The organism is Bradyrhizobium huanghuaihaiense (genome assembly GCF_025200885.1).
GTDB classification, from domain to species: Bacteria; Pseudomonadota; Alphaproteobacteria; order Rhizobiales; family Xanthobacteraceae; genus Bradyrhizobium; species Bradyrhizobium huanghuaihaiense.
Window position 1 is genome coordinate 8,443,012 of record NZ_CP104172.1, and the last position, 23,941, is coordinate 8,466,952.

General features: G+C 60.5%; 22 protein-coding genes and 4 pseudogenes. 15 read left to right on the plus strand and 11 right to left on the minus strand.

Annotated elements, in window-relative coordinates:
- Positions 1-120: 120 nt before the first annotated feature.
- Positions 121-324, minus strand: a pseudogene (locus N2603_RS45110) (LabA-like NYN domain-containing protein); the annotation flags it as partial.
- A gap of 372 nt (positions 325-696) precedes the next feature.
- Between N2603_RS45110 and N2603_RS39525 the strand changes: the two are divergent.
- From N2603_RS39525 to N2603_RS39535, 3 genes are read left to right on the plus strand one after another with little or no spacing between them, the layout of a single operon-like run.
- Positions 697-1,875, plus strand: coding sequence for a transglutaminase-like domain-containing protein (locus N2603_RS39525; RefSeq protein WP_260386432.1), 1,179 nt, complete (start codon positions 697-699; stop codon positions 1,873-1,875).
- 50 nt (positions 1,876-1,925) lie between these two features.
- A complete protein-coding gene (locus tag N2603_RS39530) occupies positions 1,926-4,880 on the plus strand; it encodes a DUF4011 domain-containing protein (protein WP_260424373.1) in 2,955 nt (984 codons plus the stop codon).
- 28 nt (positions 4,881-4,908) lie between these two features.
- Entirely contained in the window at positions 4,909-6,651 is a 1,743-nt protein-coding gene (locus N2603_RS39535) for a DUF3320 domain-containing protein (RefSeq protein ID WP_260386433.1), read from the plus strand.
- Between the two features lie 121 nt (positions 6,652-6,772).
- Here N2603_RS39535 and N2603_RS44805 read toward each other — a convergent pair whose 3' ends face one another.
- The 4 genes and pseudogenes from N2603_RS44805 to N2603_RS39550 all read right to left on the minus strand — a co-directional run bounded on the left by N2603_RS44805 (position 6,773) and on the right by N2603_RS39550 (position 9,430).
- Positions 6,773-7,105, minus strand: a complete 333-nt coding sequence (locus N2603_RS44805) for a HEAT repeat domain-containing protein (RefSeq protein ID WP_311741575.1) — start codon at positions 7,103-7,105, stop codon at positions 6,773-6,775.
- A gap of 44 nt (positions 7,106-7,149) precedes the next feature.
- A pseudogene (locus N2603_RS44810) lies at positions 7,150-7,734 on the minus strand (HEAT repeat domain-containing protein); the annotation flags it as partial.
- 1 nt (position 7,735) lies between these two features.
- Positions 7,736-7,894, minus strand: a pseudogene (locus tag N2603_RS39545) (4Fe-4S dicluster domain-containing protein); the annotation flags it as partial.
- A 582-nt stretch (positions 7,895-8,476) separates the two neighbouring features.
- Positions 8,477-9,430 carry an aliphatic sulfonate ABC transporter substrate-binding protein gene (locus N2603_RS39550; protein ID WP_260386434.1) on the minus strand — a complete coding sequence of 318 codons (954 nt, stop codon included), beginning with the start codon at positions 9,428-9,430 and terminating at the stop codon, positions 8,477-8,479.
- 110 nt (positions 9,431-9,540) lie between these two features.
- Between N2603_RS39550 and N2603_RS39555 the strand changes: the two genes are divergently transcribed.
- The 4 genes from N2603_RS39555 to N2603_RS44820 all read left to right on the plus strand — a co-directional run bounded on the left by N2603_RS39555 (position 9,541) and on the right by N2603_RS44820 (position 11,970).
- Positions 9,541-9,825: a hypothetical protein gene (locus tag N2603_RS39555; RefSeq protein WP_260424456.1), complete on the plus strand. Its 285-nt coding sequence runs from the start codon at positions 9,541-9,543 to the stop codon at positions 9,823-9,825.
- Positions 9,826-9,954: 129 nt separating this feature from the next.
- Positions 9,955-10,314 (plus strand): hypothetical protein, encoded by a 360-nt coding sequence (locus N2603_RS39560; RefSeq protein WP_260386435.1) that lies wholly within the window; start codon positions 9,955-9,957, stop codon positions 10,312-10,314.
- Between the two features lie 257 nt (positions 10,315-10,571).
- Complete coding sequence (locus N2603_RS44815) at positions 10,572-11,189, plus strand: FAD/NAD(P)-binding protein (protein ID WP_311740828.1); 618 nt, start codon at positions 10,572-10,574, stop codon at positions 11,187-11,189.
- Between the two features lie 295 nt (positions 11,190-11,484).
- Positions 11,485-11,970 carry an FAD/NAD(P)-binding protein gene (locus N2603_RS44820; RefSeq protein ID WP_311740829.1) on the plus strand — a complete coding sequence of 162 codons (486 nt, stop codon included), beginning with the start codon at positions 11,485-11,487 and terminating at the stop codon, positions 11,968-11,970.
- A gap of 10 nt (positions 11,971-11,980) precedes the next feature.
- Here the strand turns inward: N2603_RS44820 and N2603_RS39570 are convergent.
- From N2603_RS39570 to N2603_RS39585, 4 genes and pseudogenes are all read right to left on the minus strand, one after another.
- Positions 11,981-12,245, minus strand: a pseudogene (locus tag N2603_RS39570) (ATP-binding cassette domain-containing protein); the annotation flags it as partial.
- The gene (locus N2603_RS39575) at positions 12,246-12,554 is read right to left on the minus strand and encodes a hypothetical protein (protein ID WP_260386436.1); all 309 of its coding nucleotides are present in this window, start codon (positions 12,552-12,554) and stop codon (positions 12,246-12,248) included.
- Positions 12,555-12,688: 134 nt separating this feature from the next.
- Positions 12,689-12,814: a hypothetical protein gene (locus tag N2603_RS39580; RefSeq protein ID WP_260386437.1), complete on the minus strand. Its 126-nt coding sequence runs from the start codon at positions 12,812-12,814 to the stop codon at positions 12,689-12,691.
- Between the two features lie 278 nt (positions 12,815-13,092).
- Positions 13,093-14,199 (minus strand): LLM class flavin-dependent oxidoreductase, encoded by a 1,107-nt coding sequence (locus tag N2603_RS39585; RefSeq protein WP_260386438.1) that lies wholly within the window; start codon positions 14,197-14,199, stop codon positions 13,093-13,095.
- A 404-nt stretch (positions 14,200-14,603) separates the two neighbouring features.
- Here N2603_RS39585 and N2603_RS39590 point away from each other — a divergent pair, with 404 nt between their 5' ends.
- The 7 genes from N2603_RS39590 to N2603_RS39620 all read left to right on the plus strand — a co-directional run bounded on the left by N2603_RS39590 (position 14,604) and on the right by N2603_RS39620 (position 18,895).
- The gene (locus tag N2603_RS39590) at positions 14,604-15,374 is read left to right on the plus strand and encodes an ABC transporter permease subunit (RefSeq protein ID WP_260424374.1); all 771 of its coding nucleotides are present in this window, start codon (positions 14,604-14,606) and stop codon (positions 15,372-15,374) included.
- Entirely contained in the window at positions 15,371-16,096 is a 726-nt protein-coding gene (locus N2603_RS39595) for an ABC transporter ATP-binding protein (protein WP_260386439.1), read from the plus strand. Before N2603_RS39590 ends, N2603_RS39595 begins: the two co-directional genes overlap by 4 nt.
- A gap of 21 nt (positions 16,097-16,117) precedes the next feature.
- Positions 16,118-17,116 carry an NrtA/SsuA/CpmA family ABC transporter substrate-binding protein gene (locus tag N2603_RS39600; protein WP_260386440.1) on the plus strand — a complete coding sequence of 333 codons (999 nt, stop codon included), beginning with the start codon at positions 16,118-16,120 and terminating at the stop codon, positions 17,114-17,116.
- A gap of 65 nt (positions 17,117-17,181) precedes the next feature.
- Complete coding sequence (locus N2603_RS45115; protein ID WP_260386441.1) at positions 17,182-17,469, plus strand: hypothetical protein; 288 nt, start codon at positions 17,182-17,184, stop codon at positions 17,467-17,469.
- Positions 17,457-17,888, plus strand: coding sequence for an acyl-CoA dehydrogenase family protein (locus N2603_RS45120; RefSeq protein ID WP_260386442.1), 432 nt, complete (start codon positions 17,457-17,459; stop codon positions 17,886-17,888). Before N2603_RS45115 ends, N2603_RS45120 begins: the two co-directional genes overlap by 13 nt.
- Positions 17,831-18,304, plus strand: coding sequence for an acyl-CoA dehydrogenase family protein (locus tag N2603_RS45125; RefSeq protein ID WP_260386443.1), 474 nt, complete (start codon positions 17,831-17,833; stop codon positions 18,302-18,304). The genes N2603_RS45120 and N2603_RS45125 overlap by 58 nt, the downstream gene beginning before the upstream one ends.
- 18 nt (positions 18,305-18,322) lie before the next feature.
- Positions 18,323-18,895 carry a flavin reductase family protein gene (locus tag N2603_RS39620; RefSeq protein WP_260386444.1) on the plus strand — a complete coding sequence of 191 codons (573 nt, stop codon included), beginning with the start codon at positions 18,323-18,325 and terminating at the stop codon, positions 18,893-18,895.
- Between the two features lie 624 nt (positions 18,896-19,519).
- Here N2603_RS39620 and N2603_RS39625 read toward each other — a convergent pair.
- Positions 19,520-19,861, minus strand: coding sequence for a hypothetical protein (locus tag N2603_RS39625; RefSeq protein ID WP_260386445.1), 342 nt, complete (start codon positions 19,859-19,861; stop codon positions 19,520-19,522).
- 316 nt (positions 19,862-20,177) lie between these two features.
- On the opposite strand from N2603_RS39625, the gene N2603_RS39630 reads away from it, so the two are divergent.
- Positions 20,178-21,155, plus strand: coding sequence for a DMT family transporter (locus tag N2603_RS39630; protein ID WP_260386446.1), 978 nt, complete (start codon positions 20,178-20,180; stop codon positions 21,153-21,155).
- 18 nt (positions 21,156-21,173) lie between these two features.
- Here the strand turns inward: N2603_RS39630 and N2603_RS39635 are convergent, their stop codons facing one another.
- A complete protein-coding gene (locus N2603_RS39635) occupies positions 21,174-23,810 on the minus strand; it encodes a bifunctional diguanylate cyclase/phosphodiesterase (RefSeq protein ID WP_260386447.1) in 2,637 nt (878 codons plus the stop codon).
- Positions 23,811-23,941: the final 131 nt, after the last annotated feature.

Sequence of the window (23,941 nt, forward strand, 5' to 3'; positions counted from 1 at the left end):
GAACGATATTGGCGATCAGCCCTGCGGAAATGCCGGGCTTTTCGTCGCGCTCGTCTCCGGGACTACGTGCGCCGGCTTCCGAGCCCAGTACCGGATTGCATTTGCGGCTCGCCTCGGAGGTCAGTCCTCGAGCACGCTATCATTTCCCTTAAGCCCTCGGGTGGTCTCATGTTCTGGGAGCTGCTGCGAGCGATAACGCGACTCGCATTCGCGCGACGGCGGGCGTTCAGACGGATTGCGACCAATCTTGGCTTGGAGCTCCGCAAGATCGGTGAACACGTCGGCTTGGCGGCGCAGCTCGTCGGCGATCATCGGCGGCTGGGCGATGCCCGCATTGTTGCGTGTTGGTGTCATGCCGTAATGACCCATTAGCGCGGCGTAGCGCTGTGTCAGATCCTCCCGTGCGTCGGCCGCCAGATTGCGGAACGCCGCCGACAGGCTGTCGCTGCGATGCTCCCGCGGCACGCCGCCGAGCGCATCGATGCGGCACACACCAAAATCCGGAGCATAAGACATTAGTTCCGCACGAACACGCGAAGTGCGTACTTTACAGTCCCGCAAAACGCGTACAAGACGCTCTTGGCCATCATGGCAGATTTCCAGGCAGACGCAATGATGGCGAGCCAGATCGAGCATTACATGGGATGTCTCTTTGGTTGAGATGATTGCGGGGTCGAAATTTTTCGGGGGCAGAGTATGGCGGACCAGACCGAGGTCGGTGAAGCAGCCGGCGAACTGAAAGTAAATTGCACCGCTGCGGACAACGTCAACATCGCGTTTTACCAGAACGCAGTTCCGATCATCCGCGAACTTGCGATCGAAAATGCGATTGGTCGTGATCTTTCCGATCTTTCGGTGCACCTCACAGCGGATCCGCCATTTATCACGCCGGGTGTGTGGCGAATCCAACACGTCGCCAACCAAGCTACCCATCACATCCGCAGCTTAGATCTGAATTTGGACGCGGCATTCCTGGCTGGCATCAATGCGTCGATGCGAGCCCAGTTGCGCATACATGTGCATGCCGCTGGCGAAAAGCTCGTCGAAAAGATTGTCGAGCTCAATCTGCTCCCGCCCTCGCACTGGGGCGGCGTTAACGCAGCGCCTGAGCTACTGGCGGCCTTCGTCAGGCCGACCGATCCCAGCGTGGACGTTATCCTGCGGGAAGCATCGGGTAAGCTCGCCGCGGCCGGCCGGGACGACGCGATGGACGGCTATCGCAAGAAGACCAAGACCAGGGCCTGGGAAATCGCCGATGCTGTATGGGCCGCTCTAGTTTCACACTCGATCGCCTACGTCCTTCCTCCGAAGAGTTTCGAGCGCTCGGGCCAACAGATTCGGGGGCCGAGCGAGATCCTGTCTCGCAAGGTCGGTACCTGTCTGGACCTTACTCTCCTCTACGCGTCCTGTCTCGAACAGGCAGGTCTGAACCCGGTGCTCGTCCTGACCGAAGGCCACGCTTTTGTTGGCGTGTGGCTCGTCGATGAGGACTTTTCGAGCCTTGTCATCGACGATCCGCAAATGCTGCGCAAGCGCGTACAGCTCGAGGAGATGGTGCTCGTGGAGACCACGGTCCTCACCGGGTCAATCCAGCGAGGTTCAAACAAGCCGTCGATGCCGGAGCAAAGCTTATTGCCGAGGACGCAACGTCCCTGTTCGAGCTCGCCATTGACGTCAAGCGCGCGCGAAGCGCCAAGATCCGGCCACTCGATCTATCGGGGGGCGCTGAGCCGACCATCGCGCCTTCTGGCACACCATCCGTCTCACATGAGGTCGGCGAGATCCCAAAATTTGAAGAGGATCTCGACAAGCCCCGCGAGCCCGTCTCTGAAAGAAGCCCAGATCGGCTCGAGGTTTGGAAGCGCAATCTGCTAGACCTTACGCTGAGAAACCGTCTGCTGAACTTCAAGCACTCGAAATCCACCATCGCGATCGAGTGCCCGGATGCCGCGATGCTGGAGGACAAGCTCTCGGGGGGAGACCGGTTCAAACTGCTCGGAAGGGCCAACGTGCTCGACGGCAGCGATGGGCGCGATACTGCGCTCCTCGCGCAGCGGCTGCAGGACGACGCCCGCAAGGACTTCATCAGCGACGCTATGGCCCGCGGCGAACTTCACACCGCCGTTCCAGAAGCCGAGCTCGAGGGCCGGCTAACAGACCTCTACCGCGCTACCCGCCTCGCCTTTGAGGAAGGCGGCGCGAATATCCTGTACCTCTGCCTCGGGTTCCTGAAATGGACGCCCCAGGACGGCGCCGGCCCCTACCGTGCACCGCTAATCCTCATCCCTGTCCAACTCGAGCGCAAAAGTGTGCGATCCGGCTTTCGCCTGGCGCTGCATGAGGACGAGCCTCGATTTAATCCGACACTTCTGCAAATGTTGAAGCAGGATTTCGACCTTTCGATGCCCGAGCTCGAAGGAGAATTGCCGGAAGACGCGGCGGGTGTCGACGTTGCAGGCGTCTGGAAGACAATCAGGCGCCACATCAAGAGCATCAAGGGCTGGGAGGTCACCGAGCAGATCGTGCTCGCGACACTATCTTTTACGAAGTACCTGATGTGGAAGGATCTCGTCGACCGTTCCGAGATCTTGAAGCGAAATCCGGTCGTCAGACATTTAATTGATACCCCTACCCACACCTATAACAGCTCGGGGGCCGCCTTTGTCGCAGAGAACACTATCGACCAGGTCATAGATCCCGCCGAGCTTTTTGCGCCGCTGTCGGCCGATTCCTCCCAAATCGCCGCCGTTCTCGCGGCGCAGCGTGGAGGTGATTTCGTGCTCTTCGGCCCGCCAGGTACGGGCAAGAGCCAAACGATCGCGAATATGATCACGAACTGCCTCGCTCACCAAAAGACGGTGCTTTTCGTGTCGCAAAAGACCGCGGCGCTTGAAGTTGTAAGACAGCGGATGCAGGCAATTGGCCTCGGCAATTACTGTCTCGAGGTTCATTCGACCAAGGCTCAGAAGTCCAGCGTGCTCGAGCAGCTTGCTACCGCTTGGCGCGAACGCAATGTTGTGACCGAAGAACATTGGACAGCAGCCGCCAGCGAGCTGAAACGACGGCGCGACCAATTGAACAAGTTAGTTTCCGCGCTGCATCGACGTCGTGCCAATGGGATGACGGCATATGAGGCTTTCGGACGGGTGATCGCCGACCGCGAACGGTTTCCTGATGTCGGACTGACATGGCCTGCCGGCACGGTACACTCTTCCGAAGATCTGGCTCGGATGCGCGAGATATGCTCGGATATCCGTACCGCGCTCGAGGCTGTGGGTGATCCCGTCCACCATCCACTCAAGGGAATCGAGCAGACCAAATGGAGCCCTGCGTGGGTGCAGTCGCTTCAGCAGCTGGTCGATCGCCTTCACCTCGCTCTCCAGGAAGTTAGGACGGCTGCCGACGATCTGGTGCTGTCTATTGGGCTCGATGGCGCTGTTGGCGACGATGGTCTGCTGCCGCAATTGATCAAGCTCGTCTCGTTGATGCTGCACGCCGACGCCGTGGATGGATCGCTTTTGCTCTCGGCCGACGCACCAGAACGCGCAAACGCGTTGTATGATCTTGCCGATGCCATAGGCCGGCTAAACGAAAAGAACTCACAGCTTTCGACCCAATATGAGCTCAGAGCGACGCTGCTCGATCTGCCCTCGCTTGAGCGTGATTGGACGGAAGCGTGCGCATCGAATGTTCTGGTGCGAAGTAGCCGGAAAAAGAAAGTCAGATTGGCGCTGAAGCCATACTGCGCCGGGGAAGTGCCCGACGACATTGGTCGAGACATTGTTGTTTTGCAAGAGCTCGCAGTCTTGCTACGTGAAATTGAAAATATAAAGCCTCGCTTCAGGGGCATGGAGCGCCTCTGGCGCGGGCCGCAAAGCGAAGTGTCTCGTTTTCAAGGACTGATCGACTGGGCCACAAGCCTGCGCGATGCGGTTGATGCCTATCCTGTCGACGGTATAGCGCCGGATCAGCTGCTCTTGCATGTTCAGGATCTGCTGCTCCGCGATAACTCTCGCTTTCGACCGAGCGGACAGGTCCGCCATGCATTCGAGGCGATGTACAAGGCATTTCCGACTATGCATCGGACGGCCAAAGAGCTGGGTGCATGCATCGGCCTCGATGACCCGGAGGACATCGTCAAAATCGAAACGGGCTGGCTTGACGCCCTCCTCCAGCGAACCACGAATTGGAAATCAAACGTTATCAAGGCTCCGCAGTGGGCCACCTGGCGTTGGGCTGCTCATTCGGCGCGGTTAGCGGGGCTGTCACCTCTTGTCGACGCTGTCGAAAATGGGGTCGTAGATGGGGCGGCTCTTACGAGCGTTTTCGATTATGCTTATGCGCGCTGGATTTCCGAAGCTATCGTGAATGAGGACGAGGTCCTCAGTAGTTTCCTTGCGGAGAAGCACGAGGCCACGATTGAAGCGTTTGTCGCTGCTGATAAGAAGATCGGAGAGCTAGCCAGGGACATCGTAAAGGCGCGCATTGGGGCGGCGGTGCCGACTCAGACAAATTTCGGCAAAGATCCAGAATGGGGCACGCTCGCGCGCGAGATCAATAAGAAAGCTCGGCACATGCCGCTTCGGCAGCTGTTTGGCCGTCTTCCGACGGTGCTGAACCAGCTGGCCCCGTGCGTGATGATGAGCCCGCTATCCATCGCCCAGTACTTGCCCGCGGATGCCAAGCCCTTCGACGTGGTTATCTTCGACGAGGCCTCACAGATCCCGGTATGGGATGCGATCGGAGCGATTGCGCGCGGCAGCCAAGTCGTCATCGTTGGTGACCCAGAACAGCTGCCCCCCCCCGAATGTTGGGCAGCGTGGCGTCGACGACGAGGACTACGATGGTTCGATCGTCCAGAGCCAGCAGAGCATACTTGACGAGTGCCTGGCCTCGAACATCCCGAGCATGCGGCTGTCATGGCACTATCGTAGCCGTCACGAGAGCCTGATCGCGTTCTCCAACGTCAAATACTATCGTGGCGAACTGACGACCTTCTCCTCTCCGGTGACGCGCGATACCGCCGTCCGCTACATCCATGTGGAAGGCGGCATCTACGAGCGCGGTGGCGCCAAGGTGAACCGCAAGGAGGCCGAAGCTGTCGTAGCCGAGGTAGTCCGCCGCATGAGGACTTCGACTCATTCGATCGGCGTCGTCACATTCAATGGTGAGCAACAACGGTTGATCGAGAACTTGCTTGATCAGGCCCGCCGCGTCGACCCGTCACTGGAGCCGCATTTCGACCGCAACCAGACCAGGGAGCCGATCCTAGTCAAGAATATCGAGAATGTTCAGGGCGACGAACGAGACGTGATCATCTTTTCGGTGGCCGTCGGGCCAGACAAGACGGGACGTGTCACGGCTCAGATCTCCTCACTGAACAATGAGGGTGGTCACCGCCGGCTCAATGTCGCAGTCACCCGTGCACGGCGCGAGCTGTTGGTGTTCGCGACATTGCGGCCTGAGCAAATCGACCTGGGGCGTACCGGCGCCAAGGGCGTAGTCGACTTCAAGCACTTCCTTGAGTTCGCCGAGAACGGCGCGCGAGCTATGGCCGAGGCCTTCTCGCCAACCGGCCGCGACGCTGAATCGCCCTTTGAGGATGCCGTGATGCGGGCTCTCCAGGAAAAGGGTTGGGAAGTTCACCCTCAGGTGGGCGTATCCTTCTTCAGGATTGACCTTGGCGTCGTTCATCCGGATTTCCCCGGGCGATACCTTGCCGGCGTTGAATGCGACGGCGCCGCCTATCACCGGTCAGCCACAGCGCGCGATCGCGACCGTCTGCGCGAGATGGTGCTCACGGATCTCGGTTGGCGAATTCGGCGGATCTGGAGCACCGAATGGTGGATGGATTCTGCCACCGCGACGGAAAAGATCCACGCAAGGTTGGTCGCCGATCTCGAAGCCGACCGCGCCTCGCGGCCGATTGTCGAGGTTAAAGAAGAACCCACGCCTCTACCGGAAGAAATACCGTCCCTGGATGAGTCCGAAAAGCCGACTCGTGTCGAAACCGCTGCCACGCAAGCGGAGTCCGAAGCAGACCAAGCTAAAGTCTCGCCGGAACCTGCAAATGACGACGGCCAGCTGATCGAGCCAACGAAAGTCTACGCGCGCGGACCATCGAACGAAGAACGGAAGGCAGAAAAGACCTCCGCCGCAACCTATATCAAGGCAGACCCCGCCAGTGTGGCAACACCCGACCGGGATCGCTTCTACGACGTCGGCTACCGTGGAACGCTGCGTAGTATGGTCGATCATGTCATCGAGATTGAAGGTCCCCTCTATTTTGACGTCCTCGTCGATCGAATTGCGCGCGCGCACGGCTTTATGCGCTCGGGCGAGACTGTCCAAAAGATCGTTGCCGCATCACTCGGGCGCAATCGGTTTCCGACCACCAAAGACGGCGAACGGGAGATTGTCTGGCCGCACGATGCCACGGCGAGGGAAAGCACTCCTTACAGGGGCGGCGGGGAACGCGACCACATCGACATCCCGCTTCCCGAGCTGGCAAGTCTCGCTGCCACGTTGCGCTCGACAGGCTTGGAGGAGGATGAAGACATCATCCGAGGAATACAGGAGCATTTCGGCTTAGGGCGTCTGGCAGCTTCGACCCGCGAGCGCTTCGAGGCGGCAGTGGCGGCGGGTACCTAGCGCGCCAGTAGGTTCGGCCGCGGCGACGTAATGCTGCTGGTCGGGGCGGCGCCGATGATGCCGCTCAGCGCGATTTTGCCAGCGGGTCGATCTGCTCGAGAAGATCCTGTTCAGGGAATAATCAGCCTTCCCCAATCTGGCCTAACGCCCAGACCACCGTCTTTCGATCATCGGGATCCTGATCGCCCGCACGCGCGGCGAGCGCGTCGCAGGCGCGCGGATCGGCGATATTACCAAGAGCCGCAGCGGCATCCTTGCGTAAGGAAGGCAACTCGTCGTCGAGGAAGGCGACGATAACGCCGACAGCGTTCCGGACACGGAGCCTGCCCAGGTTCTGAATCGCCCTCTCGCGAACCTGCCAATAGCTGTCAGCAAGCGAGCCGACCAGCGCCGTTGCCGCCGAAGCTTGACCGATCCACCCGATTGCATCCGCCGCAGCGCCCTGATCTGCCATTCCCGATCCGAAAGCGCGGCGGCCGCGGCCTGGGCGGCCAACTCATTGCCCGCAAACGACAACGCCTTGACGGCCGCGAGCCTTACGTCGCCAGATTCATCCTGGGTTGCGCGGATCAGCGATGGCAGGGTTTCGGTCTTCTTGAGATAGCCGATCACGCCGACCGCCTGCACGCGCACGGCGGGAACATCGTCTCCGAGCGCCACAATTGCGGGGCCGAGCGATGCATCGACCTGGAGGGCCTTGAGCGCACGAAAGATCGCGGCTCGCACAAAGGCCGAGGAATGTGCTGCCAACGGCTGCAGTACATCACTGGCCGCCGGATCACGGAGTTCCGCAAGACTGTCGGCAGCTGTCTGAGCGACGTCTGCCTCCGGATCGAGGAGGGCACCCGTCAGCGCTCTGGCCACATCGATGCCGTCGAACTCGCCGAGCGCCTGCGCGGCCTGCTGTCGGACCTCCGGTGCAGTATCTTGGGCGGCCCGCGCTAACAACGGAACCGCCTCCTCACTCGACGTCTCGACAAGGTCGAGCACCGCAAGCCGGCGTACCGATGGATCCTCACTCCCCAACCGTTCAGCAATCTCGCCGACGTCCCCGAACGCCTCGAATGGTTCGAACATGGACATGTCAGCGCAGCAGATAGGGGATGTTGACGGTCACGGCGCCGATCGGGCAATCGGTCTCGCAAGGCATGCAATACCAGCACTCGTCATACTTCACATAGGCCTTGCCAGTGAGATCGCTGATCCGGAGCACGTCGAGCGGACAGACATCGATGCAGACCGTGCCAGGATCACCTCTGCTTCGATCCCTTGAAACCTCGGCCGCACGCCCTGCTGCACGTTGAAGTAGCTACGCAGATCGATTGTGCCCGTGAGACGAACCGACACCCCGGTGACAGGAATACCGAGTGCATCCGCGTAGAGCCGATAGGTGATCTCCTGGCACGAGCCTATCGCGGTCGCCGAGACGAGACTGCGCGTGAAACGCGGCCTGTGCCTGCGCCGGATCGGCACCCAGCGCAGCCTGCGTTCCGGTGAACACATCCTTGACTCTAAAGCTCATCGCCGGTCCCTCCATGTGGAGCTGATACGCAGCTGCCATGGTGAGCACGCGAATTGCGGTGATCAATCGACCCGTAACAAAAACGATGAACGCAGTCTTCAGCCGAGAAACGGCAGCACGTTCCTTCCACGATACGGGACGGGGCAGCAAAAGCGTCGCAGCCATCGGAGCGCCGACGCGGCGCTCCGATGCAAACGGCGCGTCGATCCGATATTACCCGAGTGGCAGCGTTCCATTTACAATGAGATCGCCAGCGATGTGGTCGCCATAGACCTTGGATTGTGTGTGCCGCCGCTGGACGGCTCACGAACCGGGAGTCCATTTCCAGACAATATCCGAGACATTGACCGGCTTCGGAATCAATCCGATCCGCGCGAAGCGATCGGCGACGGCTTGCTGCCCCTTGACGATATCCTGATCGATCGGCACCACCTGATAGTTCGACCGCGCGACGAAGCGCTTGATCGCCTCGATGTCCACGCCGGTGGCCTCAGCCTGGGCACTGGCCACCTCCTCGCGATGCGCGTCGGCCCATCTTCCCTCCGCTGCGAAGATCGTGTTGAGCTTTGCGACCACCGCGGGATATTTCGCGACGAAGTCGGATCCTGCGATATAGAAGGCGTTGGGTTTGTGCACATGCTTGTCGAAGGCAATGACCCGGGCTTTTTCCTTGAGCTCCGCCAATGCAAGATAGGGATCCCAGATCGACCATGCATCGACCGCCCCCTTGACGAACGCCACCGTCGCATCGGCTGGCGCAAGCGGCGCCGGCGTGATGTCGCTCCAGGAGAGACCCGCTTTCTCGAGCGCTACGACCAGGAGGTTATGCGCGCTCGATCCCTTACCGAAAGCGACCCGCTTGCCCTTGAGGTCGGCCAGGGTCTTGATCGGCGAATCCGGCGGTACGATGATCGCCTGATTGTTGCCTTCCGATTTCACCGCGGCGACGTAGCGGATCTTTGCAGCCCCCGCCTGTGCGAAGATCGGCGGCGCGTCACCAACGAAACCGAAGTCGACGCTGCCGACATTGATGGCTTCGAGGAGTGGCGGACCGAACTGGAAGTCGATCCACTTCACCTCGATGCCGAGCGGCTTGAATGCGTCCTCCACGGTGTGACGCTGGCGAACTGCGGGAAACAGGCCGCCCTTCTGCGTCCCGATGCGGATCTCGGTCGGCTTGTCTTCCGCTCGCGCCGGGACGACCGCCAACGCTGTGAGCGCGAGCGCTGCGGTGACAAAAACTCGTCTCGTAATCATGTTTGTCCTTTCAGGTTTGATCAAAGAGTGATTGCGACCGTGCCGTCGGCCTGCCGTCGTCGATCAAGAAGCGCCCTCACCGCGCGCTCGGCAGCCCGAGCGGAGCCGAAATGACCGCCATCAAGGCTGTCAAAGGCACGTTCGGACGAGAAGAAGCAAAAACCGCGCTCGTCGGCGACAACGATACCGGCGGTTCGATCAGATATTTCGATGACATAGGCTCGGGACATGTGTGGTCGATCGCCGGGTTTCGGCGCTCCTGTCTGACTGTCGATGGATTTGGATTTGTCGATACGATCAACAACAGACGCCGGTCGCCGCCGAGACGCAGCGATGGGGCATGCGGCGTCGCATGTCACTCATCAACTGTCCGTCTTTCGTTCGCATTGCGGTGACCCTGAGCAGCACAATCTACTCGGTTCAATATCCGGCAGAACAGCACTACCGTCAATGAAATGGGTATCCAAAAGTTGGCGCCTCGGCGCGACACCGCGTTTTGCGGCAGATCGAAAAGGAGCAAAGTTATGGCGATGTCGGTTGCCCGCCGCTTGCTGTTCGAAACGCGCCGGCTTCCCGCCCAACATGAATTTTCAGCTCAAAACCGATCACCGATGTCACACGCGGAACGTGGAACACGACAGCATCGCGCGTGGCTCATCGTCGTTACGTCAGCCTGCAAGAATGGATTTCTCTTTGGCGCGCCTGCCGGCGGAATTATCTTCCTGCAAGGAAACGCGCCGCGCGTTTTCGGTTTCAAAGTTGCAGAAACCGCCGACATTCGGGTCCGGCCCGCACCAAGACATGCTATGTTCCACAACATCTGCAATGCGGAGGACAGTCTATGCAGCCGGCAGCGTCTTGGCTTCAGGTTCTTCGTCGTATGACTCGGCGAGTACAGAGATGGCGCCGAAGACTTGCGCGCTCGGCGGCGGCCGACGGACGGGATAATCTCCACGAGCTCTTTCTATTCGGGCCGCACGGCTAACCGCGCCTCACGCCTCGACCACGCTTGGGTCGAAATAGTGGCCCAACGCTGGCGCCACCGCATCCAGCACCGAAATTAGGTCACGTAACGGCACTTTGAAAATTGTCCCTAGCACCGCACAATCGTGTGCGGCCGGCTGATCGGTAGAGCCACAGCATGACGGGTTCCGGCGAGCGTCACGTGATCATCATCGGCGGCGGCGCAAGCGGCGTCCTGCTGGCTTATCAGCTACTGCACCAGCCAGTGCGTGAACTTCGCGTCACCTTGATCGAACAGCGCCCCGAGATCGGCCGTGGCATCGCCTACCATACCGGCAACCCCGACCACCTGCTCAATGTGCGCGTCGCCAATATGAGCGCGCTGCCGGACCAGCCGGATCACTTCTGGCGCTGGTTGCTCTCACGCGAGGTGGTTGTGCCCGCATTTCCAGATCTCTATTGCTTTGTGCCTCGGCGCATCTATGGCGACTACATCGCGAGCCTGCTCGAACAGCAGGCATCGGATCAGGCGGACGCGCCACCTCTCTCGATCGTGCATGGCACTTGCGTCGGCATCAGCGAAAACGACGCCGACGTCCTGGTCACTCTGGAGGATGGCCGCGCGCTTCTCGGAGACACCGTCGTCCTCGCGACCGGACATGACACAAGAGCTAGCAGTCCGGGGCATGCAGATCCCTGGGCGCCGCCTTCAGCCGCTCCCATCTCCCCCGACGCAACCGTTCTGATCCTCGGCACTGACGATGGTCGACTACGTCCTGTCGCTGCTCCGCGATAGGCACCGAGGGCCGATCATCGCGATGTCGCGGCGAGGCCTGCTCGCAAAACCCCATCGCCGGGTCGATGCTGTGCCTATCGCGGAGACCGAGGTTCCGTTCGGCGCCGGAATCAACAGGTTGCTACGCTGGCCGCGGGACCGCATTGACCGCCACATCGCTGAGGGAGGAGACTGGCGCGGTGTCATCGACGGTCTCCGTCCGTATACCCAGCGGCTATGACGCGAGCTTTCACCGATCTCCAAGCGTCGCTTCCTGGAGCACGCGCGCGCCTGGTGGGACGTGCATCGCCATCGTATGGCGCCCGAACTGGAGGGGCGGATCACCCAAGCCATCTATAAGGGGCAGCTCACCCTGTTGGCGGCGAAGGTGATCGGTACTGAGCCTAATGCCGCCGGTGTCTGGGTCAGATATCGCCGACGCGGCGATGCCGACATTCGCGACATGCAGGTCGGCGCCGTCATCGATTGCACCGGCATCGTCAAGGATCCCCGCGCCACGCCAAATCCAGCGGTACGCAGCCTGTTCGATCGAGGCCTGGCACGGGTCGACCCGCTCTGTATTGGTATCGAGACGGACGCCGACTGCGCGATCATAGATCGCAACGGCATTGGCTCGCGCCGGCTGTTCGCAATCGGACCGCTGACCCGCGCCGCCTTCTGGGAGATCATTGCGATCCCCGATATCCGCAACCAATGTGCGGCACTCGCCGCGCGGCTGGCCAAAACCGACAGCGAGCAATCGCCGGAACCCATCGTCAGCTCACCAGCGTCTAGCTGCTGAAGCTGGCTGGGGTCGATGGCTTTTCCAGCCCGTTGATGAGCCGCACCAGGCTCGATTTGCCGGCGCCGGAGCGCCCAATCACACCGGTGATCGAGCCGCGCGGGATTGCAAAATCGATGTCCTGCAGCGCCTGCACGCTGGGATTGTCGCGGTAGGCGCGATAGACCTTCGAGGCCGCCTCGTACCGCACCATGGCGTCGTTTGCGGTCGGTGCAGTGCGACGGCGGCAGAAATTCGATAGGCCGCACCGCAGTCAGGGATTGATGTGCGTCCATTCAGTCATCCAGTTGCAGGTGGCCTTGGTCGCTCGGGTGCAGCGAGACCGTCCAGCGGTCATGCTTCTGCCTGCGCAGGCCGTTGGCGCCGGCAACGGCGCCGCTGTCGCCCACGAGCAGTTCGAGCGCAGGACTGTGATCGAGGATGGTGACGCCGGCCTGCTTGGTGCGCTTGAGCATCAGGCGCATATATTCAGGCCCCTGCAGCGAGTTGCGTTGCGACCGGCCGCGCTCGTCCATCGGATAGGGATAGCCCCAATCGGCCAGACGATACGCGCGCCATCCAGCGACGATCCTGGAGGTGGCCACCCATTTTCTCGCGGTTAGCCATCGCGGCCTCGCGCGACGCCGGATCCGGATCGACATGCGCCGGTGCCGGCCGCCGCAGTCGCGCCCGAGGTGCCGCAAAAGCCCTTGTCAGCCAGCACCACGCGCGCGCCGCGTTAAGCGGCGCTCACCGCCGGCCAGGTACTGGCCGGTCCGCCGCCGAGCACCAGCACATCGGCGTCAAACTCCACGGATCCAGGCTGCGCGGATAGCCGCTCGGCGCGGTGGGGTTGGATGGTCATGACTCACGTCTCCGGGCTGACTCGATCGCGTATCGCGTTGCAGCACCATCGTTACGCGCGCAAACACCGCTGGCAATTTCAGATATTTGCAGAGAGTTGGACGAAGCTTTCTCAGCCCTCACCGGCGGAAGAAGATCCGTGTCGCCGGATACCGGATGTTTCGCCACGGCGATGAGGCGCGACACGAGATTCCGCGCAAGGACGGCCAGCGGAGACGGATATTTTTCTCTTGCTCGTGGCCGCCCGCGATTCAGTCTCTCACGCGTGTCCCATCGGCATCACTGGCGCCATTTAGCGGGCGCCGGCACGAGCGTCGGCCTGTCGTTGGCTTTGGTCGGCGACGCCGCGTGCACCCGCGGGATGATCTCCTTGGCAAAACGCTCCATCTCCGCCTCGAACGGCTGGAATTGCAGCATGAACAATTCGATTCCAGCGGCATGGAACGCCCGAATGCGGGCCGCCACCTCGTCGTAGCTGCCGACCAACCCCGCGGCGGTCCCGCCATTGCTGCCGACCCGCGCCGATTTCTGCATGGTCTGCATCATGACGACCTTCGGATCGGTGTTCTGCTTCTGGATCGCCTTGATCGGCGCATCCTTCTTCGACAGATCGAGCAGCCGCTCATAGGCGGCTTGCGCCTCGGCGTGCGTTTCGCGCGTGATGACAAAGGCGGACAGGCCGAATCGGAGCGGAGCCCCGGCACGCGGCCGGGCCGCCACGTCGGCAATCAAGCGGGCGACATCCTCGAGCGGCTGTCCGTTGATGAACCAGACATCGCCGTGATCGGCAACCAATGCGCGCGCCGGTTCGGATTCACCGCCGACATAGATCAACGGCCGAGGCCGGTAGAGGCTCGCCGGCCGCAACACATAGTCGCGGACGTCGAAATGCTCGCCCTTATAGGTCAGCCGCTCGCCTTGCATCAGGCGCGACACCACCGTGATCCATTCGCGGCCGTAGGCATAGCGGGCGTCGTGCTCGGCGAAACCGATGCCCGCCCTGTCGAGCTCGGGCCGATTCCAGGCATTGACCAGATTAATGGCGAACCGGCCTCGGCTGATGTTCTCGATCCCGAGCGCAAGCTTGGCCAGCACGACCGGATGGTAGAGATAGGGCTTGATGGCCGCGATGATCTCGATCCGGCTGGTCAGCGCCGCCAGTGCGGCCGCCGCGCTCCAGGCCTCGAGCTGATCGAGATCTTCCTGGTGCGGATTGATCGTATGCTGCGCGATCAGCGTGGAATCGTAACCCAGCGCCTCCGCCGCGAGCACGAGATCGCGATTGCGCTCCCATGATGCATCGTATGGCTCTTCGGGATCCTGATAGGCAGCGCGCGAACCGTGCACCAGCGCCCAGATGCCAAAACGGAGCGGTCGTATCGTCATCGGCTGTCTCTCCCGAATTCTCCTTCGCGTTGACCCGTTTTCCGCAAAGCGCGGCGAGAGATCAAGCGACGCCGCATCAAAAGATTTTCCTTGTCGTGTTGCGCACACGGATAAATCAGAAAACTCCGGAACAAACGACAATTGGAAAACCACTCTATTTCTGTCCGCCGAAAATCGTGGGACAGTTTGCGGCGCGTGAACGACGGTTTCATTCGAATGGCGACACATTGCCGACCGGGTGAACGAAGACATGCGCCGCACGCCATCAACGACTATCGTGCGCAGCGATAAACAAGGACGAATTCATCTTGAGCAACCTCGAACAGACCGCCTCATCGGTCGCATTCGATGCCGCGCAGCCCAGCGACAATGCCGTCTCACGCGCTCGGAAGGTTCCGTTCGAGATCGGCCGGCGCGGTTTGCTACTGTTGTCGTGGCTTGCTCCGGTCGTGCTTCTCATCGTCTGGGAGCTCCTGGCGCAGGCCGGCTGGCTGTCGCCGCAAGTGCTGCCGGCGCCGAGCAAGGTGGTCAGGACTGCGTTCAAGCTGGTGGCTTCTGGAAGCCTGCTCAACGACCTCGGCGTCAGCCTTCGGCGCGCGGTGACGGGGTTTGCGATCGGCGCCAGCATCGGCTTCGCGCTAGGCACCCTGGTCGGCTTTTCGCGGATCGCGGAGGCTGCGATCGATCGCAGCGTTCAGATGATCCGTGCGATACCGTTCCTCGCCCTGCTACCGCTAGTGATCGTCTGGCTCGGCGTCGGCGAAGCCGAGAAGATCTTTCTGGTCGCGCTGGGCGTGACCTTTCCCATCTATATCAACACCACGTTGGGGATCCGGCAGGTCGATCCGAAGCTGGTCGAACTCGGCCGGGTCCAGGGCCTCGGCACGCTGGACCTGATCCGGCGCATCATCCTGCCGGGCGCCCTGCCTTCGATCCTGACCGGCGTGCGCTATGCACTGGCCACGGCGTGGCTGGCGCTGGTGGTGGCCGAAACCATCGGCGCGCAATCCGGGATCGGCTTTCTCGCCATGGACGCGCGCGAATTCCTGCGCACCGACGTAATCGTGCTGACGATCGTGATCTACGCGGTGATCGGCGTCGCAGCTGACGCGATCGCCCGCACTCTCGAGCGTCGCCTGCTGGCGTGGCATCCAAACTATGGGGGCACACGGTGACCTTGCACGTTGTCCCCCCTTCGACCGCGGCTTCGCCGGCCGTCGCCGTGACAAATCTCTGTCGCGCCTACGGCAGCCGCGTCGTGATCGAGAACCTCAACCTGCGCATCGAACGCGGCGAGTTCGTTGCCCTGCTCGGTGAAAGCGGCTGCGGCAAGACCACGCTGCTCCGTGCGCTGGCCGGGCTCGACCCGATCGACGGCGGGCGCATCGCCGCACCGCATCGCCCAGCGGTGGTCTTTCAGGAGCACCGGCTGCTGCCATGGGACACCCTGTGGCGCAACGTGGCACTCGGCCTGCAGGCAGCCGATGCCCGCGAGCGTGCGGCCGCGGCGCTGGCCGAGGTCGGGCTCGGTGACCGGCTCGACGACTGGCCGCGTAACCTCTCCGGCGGCCAGGCGCAGCGCGTTGCGCTGGCCCGCGCCCTGGTGCAGGAACCCGAGTTGCTCCTGCTTGATGAACCCTTTGCCGCGCTCGACGCGCTGACCCGCATCCGCATGCACGATCTGGTGCGCGAATTGGTGGCCACCCACCGGCCCGGCGTCCTCCTCGTCACCCATGACGTGGATGAAGCGATCGCGCTAGCGGACCGCATCCTGGTGATGCGCGACGGTCGGATCGCCTTCGAGCATCGCACCGGCGGTCATGATGCGCGGTCGATTGCGCGCGCCGAGTTGCTGGCCGAGCTCGGCGTCGTCGCCTCCCACCCCATCCCTGCCTGAGTTCTCCGGAAGGACACTGTCATGTCTAAATTCGCAAACCCTTCCCGCCGCGGTTTCCTCGGCGGCGCCGCCTTCGGCATCGGCGCGCTGGCGGGCTTTGACCTGTCCCAGACCGCGGAGGCGGCGACCGGCCGTGTCACCGACACCGTCCGCCTGACCTGGGGTTTGAGCGGCCTGAACCTGATCGCCAAGGAGCGCGGCCAGTTCGAGAAGCTGCTCGCCAAGGACGGCATCAAGGTCGAATGGCTGGGGCCGTTCCCGAACCACGCCCCGACGCTGCATGCGGTGACCGGCGGTAGCGCCGATTTCAGCTTCGGCGGCAGCACGACCCCGGCGCTGGCCGCGATCATCGCGGGCTCCCCGCTCGTGTTCACTCAGTTCGTGGTCTACGAGCCGCGCACCACCGCGATCATCGCGAAGGACGATTCCGGCATCAACAGGATTGAGGATCTGGTCGGCAAGTCGGTGGCGGTGAACCGTTCCGGTCTCGGCGAATTCCTGCTGGTCGCGGCGCTCGAGAAGCACAAGGTCGATCGCTCCGCGGTGAAATTCGTCTACCTCAATCCGCCGGATGCGGCACCGGCCCTCGCCTCCGGAAAGGTCGACGCGTGGTCGATGTGGAGCCCCGGCGTCGACATCGCCCGGCTCGAATACAAGGCGCACGATATCTTCCTCGAGGGCCGCGATCTGGATTTCCAGATCGACTACACCTCCTATCTCACCACGCGCAAATTCGCGACCGAAAACCCGGCGCTGGTCCGCGCAGTCAACGATGCATTTCGCTCCGAAGGAAAATGGATCTCGGAGAACAGCAACGACGCCGAGTACATCGCGCAGAAGGCTGGCAAGTACAGCGACCAGGTGCGCGATCAGTTCATCGCACTGAACCGGACATATCGCTACTTCCCGGTCAAGGATGAGAAATTCCTGTCCGAGCTGCAGAAGGCCGCCGACTGGCTGGTGGCGCGCAAGGTGCTGCCCGAGCCGGTCAAGGTCAGCGATTACCTGGCTCATATCTGAACCAACGCCAGCTGCCCAACCTCAGCCGGATGCACGCATGAACAAGCCAGTCTCCGACCCATGCTTTGGAAACCTCGCATCAGCTCGATCCCGATTCGCCGGATCTCGAGATCCTGCTCAACCGCATCGCCGAAGGCGCTAGCGAACGCGAACGGGAGCGCAACCTTCCCTTCAAGGAGATCGACCTCATCCGCAAGGCGCGGCTCGGCGCGCTTCGTCTGCCGAAGGAGGCCGGCGGCGGCGGCAGCACCATCCGCGCGCTATTCGAGATTATCATCCGCCTCGGCGCGGCCGACGCCAACGTCGCCTGCGCAACCATTTCAGCGTGGTCGAGCGGCTGGTGCGCCGTCTGAAGGACGATCAGCATCGCGAATGGCAGAAGGCTGTCGCGGGTGGTGCCATCATTGGGCTCGTCGCGACGGAATTAGAAACGCCAAGGGGCGGTAACGTCCGTCCGAACACGACCCTGACGGCTGACGGCGACGACCTTCTCCTGAACGGCACCAAATATTACAGCACCGGCACGCTGTACTCGGACTACGTCCTCGTTCGCGCTGCGGATACCTCCGGTGCGACCGCGGCGACCCTGATCCCGGTCAACCGCGACGGCATCGAATTGCTCGACGACTGGGACGGCCTCGGCCAACCGCTTGACGGCGACCAGCACCACGCATTTCCGAAACGTCCGGGTCAAGCGCCAGGAGGTGGTGTTCGATGCGCGCGCCGGCTACGACATCCCCCTACTCCAATACATTCGCGCAGCTTTTCCTGACGGCGATCAATGCCGGCATCGTCCGTGGCAGCTTGCGGGATGCGAGCGAGCTGGTCCGCTCGCGCAAGCGTACGTTTTATTATGCACCGAGCGAAGCGCTCGATGCCGCCACTGCGGCACTTGATGCGGACACCGTCAATGCCGCCGAGGCGGCTCACAAGGCGGCACTCTTCTCGGCAAAGGCGAAGATCATCGCGGACGAATTCGCCATTCGCAGTGGCAGCCTGCTGTTCGACGTCGGCGGCGACTCCGCCACCAACAAGGCGGCCAATTTCGATCGCCATTGGCGCAACGCGCGGACGCTGTCCTCGCACAATCCGGCCACCTACAAGGCGCGCGCGATCGGGCAATACGAACGCCGTCGCCGGCCAAGGGCTTCTTCTAGAGTGAGATCGAAGCCGCTATCCGACGGGTGAGACGTAAGGAGAGGACAGATGGGCAAACAGGACATTCACTTGGTCAACGGTGGCGATGAGATCGAGTACCAGTTTCGCGCCGTGATGCGCCGGCTTGCCGGCGGTGTCAGCATCATCACCGCCGGTCGCGACAAGGACATTACGGGGATTACGGTGACGTCGCCGACCTCTTTGAGCGCGAGCCCGCCCCGCCTGCTGGTGAGCGTCAACCGGCAGGCCTCTTCCTTCGCGCCCATTGACCATCACCGGGTCTTCGGCGTCAACATTCTGGGATCGGACCAGCAGGAGCTGGCAAGCCGGTTCAGCAATGGCAAGCTCAAGGGCACGCAGCGCTTCGAGGGTGTGCCCTGGTCCGCCGGTTCATCGGGCGTTCCCCTGCTCGGCAATTCCCTGGCAACGATCGAATGTCAGGTCGAGGAGATCATTGAGCGGCATTCGCACGGGATCGTCGTTGGCAGCATCTCGAGCTTCGCGCTGTCGCCGCAACTTTCAGGGCTGGTCTACTGGAAGGGCCAGTACATTGAGATCAAGCATGATGTCGACCTGGGCCTGCTCGCCGAGATCAGCATTCCCCTGGCCCATGTCAGGTGACGAGCGTCAACTCTGGGCGGGCGCATCGAGCGAGAGCCGCATGAAACGCGAAACTCCGCCGGCTACCGCTGATCGTACAGAACCGGATCGCGAGCCGACGCAGAAGCGCTAGCAGCTCGACCGGATCGTCGCCGAATTGCGTGTCTCCCGGGAGGAGACCCACAGCATTCGCATGGATGATGAAGCACGGCGGCCGCCGTCGCGGGAGGCTCTGCAGGCGATCCTCAACGGCCTCACCGAGGCGCTGTTTCCATGGCATCCGAGCTTTAACGCGGTACATCATGGACGAGTCCCTGGCCTAAAATCGGCCAGGAACCCCTTATTGAGAGACGGTCAAACCTATCTCGACCTTAGCTTCCGCTGTTCCGCATCGATCCAGAGCCACAGGCGAAGCGACATCCATGACACTGACGACACCCGGCTGAGATCTCCAGCGAGACCACAAGCTCCGCGGAAAATGAGTGGAGCCCGCTCAAGAGGACGTAACATTTAGGAGCGCGATGCGTGCGACAGTCAAAAGGGCGTCTGAGCCAGAGGCCAGAAGGGCCGGCGTGTCCTACTTGCTCAGCTCAGGTTCGGCAAATAAGCCCTGCCGCGACAGTCGTTCCGTGCTCTATAAGGCGCCTACCGCGACTGTTCGCCGAGCTCGCGTGGCGCGCGGCGCAGGTCGTCATCAACGCCTGTTGCACGATCTCGACCACATCGAGCTTCTGCTCCTCGACCACCGCGGTTTTGAGCCGATCGATGCTGGCGCCCCTTGCGCGGCAGTTCGGGTCCATTAATGGTCTTCCGTTCACGCACAGCTGCCAGCACACCGCCGCAGCGAGCCGACTGCTTCAAATGAGCTTCTAGATCTGGATCGTTGACATCAATTGCCCACCACGTTCCGTCCAAGCATATCAAGGGTGAAGAGACGAGAGTTTTACCTCCCTTGCCAGAACGCACGTCGTTAAGCTCAACTTTCACGATTTCCGCTCCCACCCAATTCAGATTTCAGTGTCGGCAACCTATCCCGAATGGCTCCAGATTTAGTTGGAAGAAAATGAACACTTTTAGACATTTCCTCGGCCAATTGCCTGCGGCACGGGCTAGGCAAGGGGTGTTTGGCTCGGCTGTTCGGCAATCGGACGCCGCCATGTTTCGCGAAAATTAACCAAGAATTGTTTCTGTTACCCATAACACTTCCTTAAGACTTAAAGCTAAGCGAGACCGACTTTTGCTAGTGGCCCGCGAGTCGCGCGGCAAACGCTGACGCTATCTTTCCAATTTCATGGAACGCATGATGAGCGATATTACGAACGCCGCCCGCCATCCGCAGAACGCAATTGCCATTCCCGGCTTACGGAAGGATGACGTTGTTCGCGGAATATACTGCATGATCGCCGCGAGCGTGATGTTCGCACTCTCGAGCGCACTATCGAAATGGCAAGCCGCTCTCTATCCAGTTGGCGAGGTCATGTTCTTTCGCTCCGTTTCTGCGTTTGTCCTCTGCGCGGCATTGATCCTCCCGGCAACGGGCATGTCAGTCTTTAAGACTCGGCGGCCCCGCGCCCATCTTGCGCGCGGGCTGTCGCAATCGATCTCGCAGACGTTCACTGTCATCGCCGTTAGTCTGATGCCGCTTGCAGGAGCGATCGCAATCAACTTCTCTGCATCGTTGTGGGCGGCCTTGCTGTCATTTATCTGGCTTAAGGAGCGTGCCGGGATCGCGCGTTGGACCGCGCTGGTAACGGGATTCGTTGGTGTTCTCGTTGTTGTAAATCCAGGTGCAGATTCGTTGCAGATTGGCGCATTGTTTGCGCTGGCAAACGCGGTGATGTATGGCAGCGTTACGGTTGCCGTTCGCGGAATGACCGCAACTGAGTCTGCAAAGACGCTGTTGATGTGGCAGATGCTTACGATAACCTTCTTTCACTCCTTCTTACTGCTGTTTGGATTTCGGATGCCGGCGCCGGCTGACGCAATCATGTTGACCTTGAGCGGTGTTACAAACGCCGCGGCACAATATTTTTGGACGCAAGCGCTCCACCTAGCCCCGGCCGCCGCCGTCTCGCCGTTCTATTACCTGACGCTCGTCTGGGCACTTGCAATCGGATTTTTTGTTTGGGGCGACGTACCGACGCTTTTTCTTCTGATCGGGTCCGGCGTTGTTGTTGCATCCGGCCTCTTCCTGCTCGTGCACGAGGCTCGGCGACCAACCAAGAAGCTGATCTCCGGTGAACAAACTGGAGAGTACGGTTTTGAGAAAGTCGCTGGCTAAACGAGCGGGTCCCAAACTCTACGCGACAAATTTGCACCCGGGCGACCATTTGGCAATCATTTCAGGAACTTTTGCTATTGGAACAGGCGGACTGAACAGATAGCCTTGCCCCTCGTCGCAACCGAGCGCCGCGAGAAATTCGTACTGTCCGACGTTTTCGATGCCTTCTGCCAACGTCGTCATTCCCAGAGCGCGAGCAATACTCACCACGGCTTGCACAATCACAACGTGCTCGGTGCCTTCGGCAAGGTCAGAAACAAACGACCTATCTATCTTGATCTTGTCGAATGGGAAGCTGCGCAGATAACTGAGAGAGGAATACCCGGTACCGAAATCGTCCAGTGAAATACGGACGCCGAGTTGCTTCAACTGACGCAGGGTAGATAGGGTGGATTCATTATTAGTCATGAATACTCCCTCGGTAATTTCAAGCTCAAGGCGATGCGGCTGAAGTCCGGTTTCCGCCAGGGCGTGTCTCACGACCTCGGAGAGATTGGAAGCTGCAAACTGAATCGGAGAAAGATTGACCGCTATCTTAAGATTTTTCGGCCAGTGCGCGGCGCAGCGGCACGCCTCTCTCAGGGCCCATTCGCCAAGAGGTTGAATGAGTCCAGTATCCTCCGCTACTGCGATGAATGTTGCCGGCGATATCATGCCATTGACCGGATGGCGCCATCGCGCCAGGGCTTCGAATCCGGTTATGATGTTGCTCCGCAAATTGAGAATGGGCTGATAGTATAATTCCATCTCATTTTGCTCGATCGCCTCGCCCAGATCGATCTCAAGCTGCCGTCGTTCCCTAAGCTCCCTGTTCATTGCAGCATGATAGAATCTATAGCTGCCCCGACCTTGGGCTTTGACCGCGTATAGTGCCAGATCGGCGGCAATCAGAAGGTCGTCGCAATTTACTCCGTCGCACGGTCCAATGGCGATACCGATACTGATTCCAGAACGGATTCGGTGGCCGCCAATCTCAAAGGGCTTCTGTGCGGCCTCGATCATACTATTCGCCAGGGCCTCGATCGTTGGTCGAGACTCAACCGTCGGCACAACAACGGCGAATTCATCGCCGCCAAGGCGTGCCAGCACTTCATTTGTACCGAGCGTACTCTTTAAGCGCCGGGCCATCTCCTGCAGGAGCAAGTCACCGGTCTGATGGCCAAGCGTATCATTGATAGCTTTAAAACGATCAAGATCAAGAAATAGGACAGCGAATTCCGCCGCTGGCTGCCCGTTCTCTACTGCCGATGGTTGCCGGCGGCTCATCTGGTCGAGCATGGAGCGGAACATTCGCCGGTTTGGGAGACCGGTGAGTGAATCCTCGGAACTAAGGCGGACTGCATCTGCTTCAGCGCGCGATCTTTTCGTGACGTCGGTGAAGGTTTGGACGAACCCACCATCCGGGAGACTTTCCCTGCGAATCTCGATGATTGATCCATCCGGCATCGTTCGTTCGCTAACGCCGAGTTCTCCTGCGACAAGATCTGCAAAGATCCGAACAGACGCCGCGGTCAATCTGCCCGTCGGTGTCTCGTATTCGGCGAGTTGATCGACCCTTGGTGGGTTCTGTATGAATTCTACGGGCAAATCGAGCAACTCGCCGCACCGACGATTGATAATCGGGATCTGCTGGTCATAGGTAACCAGCATAATTCCTTGGTTCATATACTCGAGCGTAAGGTCAAGCTGATTCGCTTTTTGTCTTGCCTTCGCGTCTATCCGTAGAAGCTGCTCAAGAGCAATGAGAACCAGCAAAGTAAGTACAGTGCCCACCAACGAATTCAACTTGAGGGCGTTCCGAGAGCTTTCCAAGATCTGGTTTTTACTCAAGCTAACGCTGACCCACAACGGATAGCCCTTGACCTTGCGGACAGTTATGAAACGCGCCTCGTTGTTGGCAGGATCAACGCTCTCAAATGTAGTTTCGACCCCGGTTCGCATTTGATCGAGCAATTCTGTTCCGCTAAGATCGTCTCCAAGTGCGTAACCGACCGCGCTCCCACCACTCGAACGAACCACGCCATCACTTCCGATCAGGGCGATCGCCGCCGCCGATCCAAAATTGATATTGTTGTAGAATTTCGTCAAATGGTCCGGATTGAGCGAGGCCACGACGACGCCTCCGAACGTCTGGTCACTGTTCACGAAGCGCCGCGTGAATTGCACGGACCATTTTCCGCTGGCACGGCCAACCACCGGCTTGCTGATAAAAAGCTGATCCGCGATGTTGTTCAAATGAAATCTAAAGTGCTCCCGATCGCTCAGATCCAGGGCAGGCGCGGGTTGAGGACCGCTGTTCGAAGCGCGCATAATTCCCTTGTCATCAATAATGGCGACTTGGACGATGATGTCGCTCAGCACGTCGGTCGAGTTGGCGATAGCGCTAAAACTAACCGAATTTTTCCGGGTCTCAATGCTCCGTCGCAAGTATAAGAGCGCCTTATCAATTTCTCCGATTGATCGAAGAACATTCTCCTCGAATACCAGCGCAAAGTTATGAGCGTCCCGATGCGCCTCTCTTTCGTCCCCCCGAACATCGCCGAAGTATTTTACAGCAACTCCTGCCCACATCATGGTGATGATCACCAGGCCGAAAATTGCCGAGCTTCGACGCTCAGCAATCAGCTTTGGCAGCTCTAGGATTTGTAAATTCATGCCGAGAACGGGCCCCCTATTGGCAGGGCTTACTCGTCGGATATTTCAGGCGACTTAACTTCATTGATCGGCCACCGGAGCGTGGGGGGTTAACCTTAATAGGTGGGTCACCACTCTTCCGAGTTGACGTT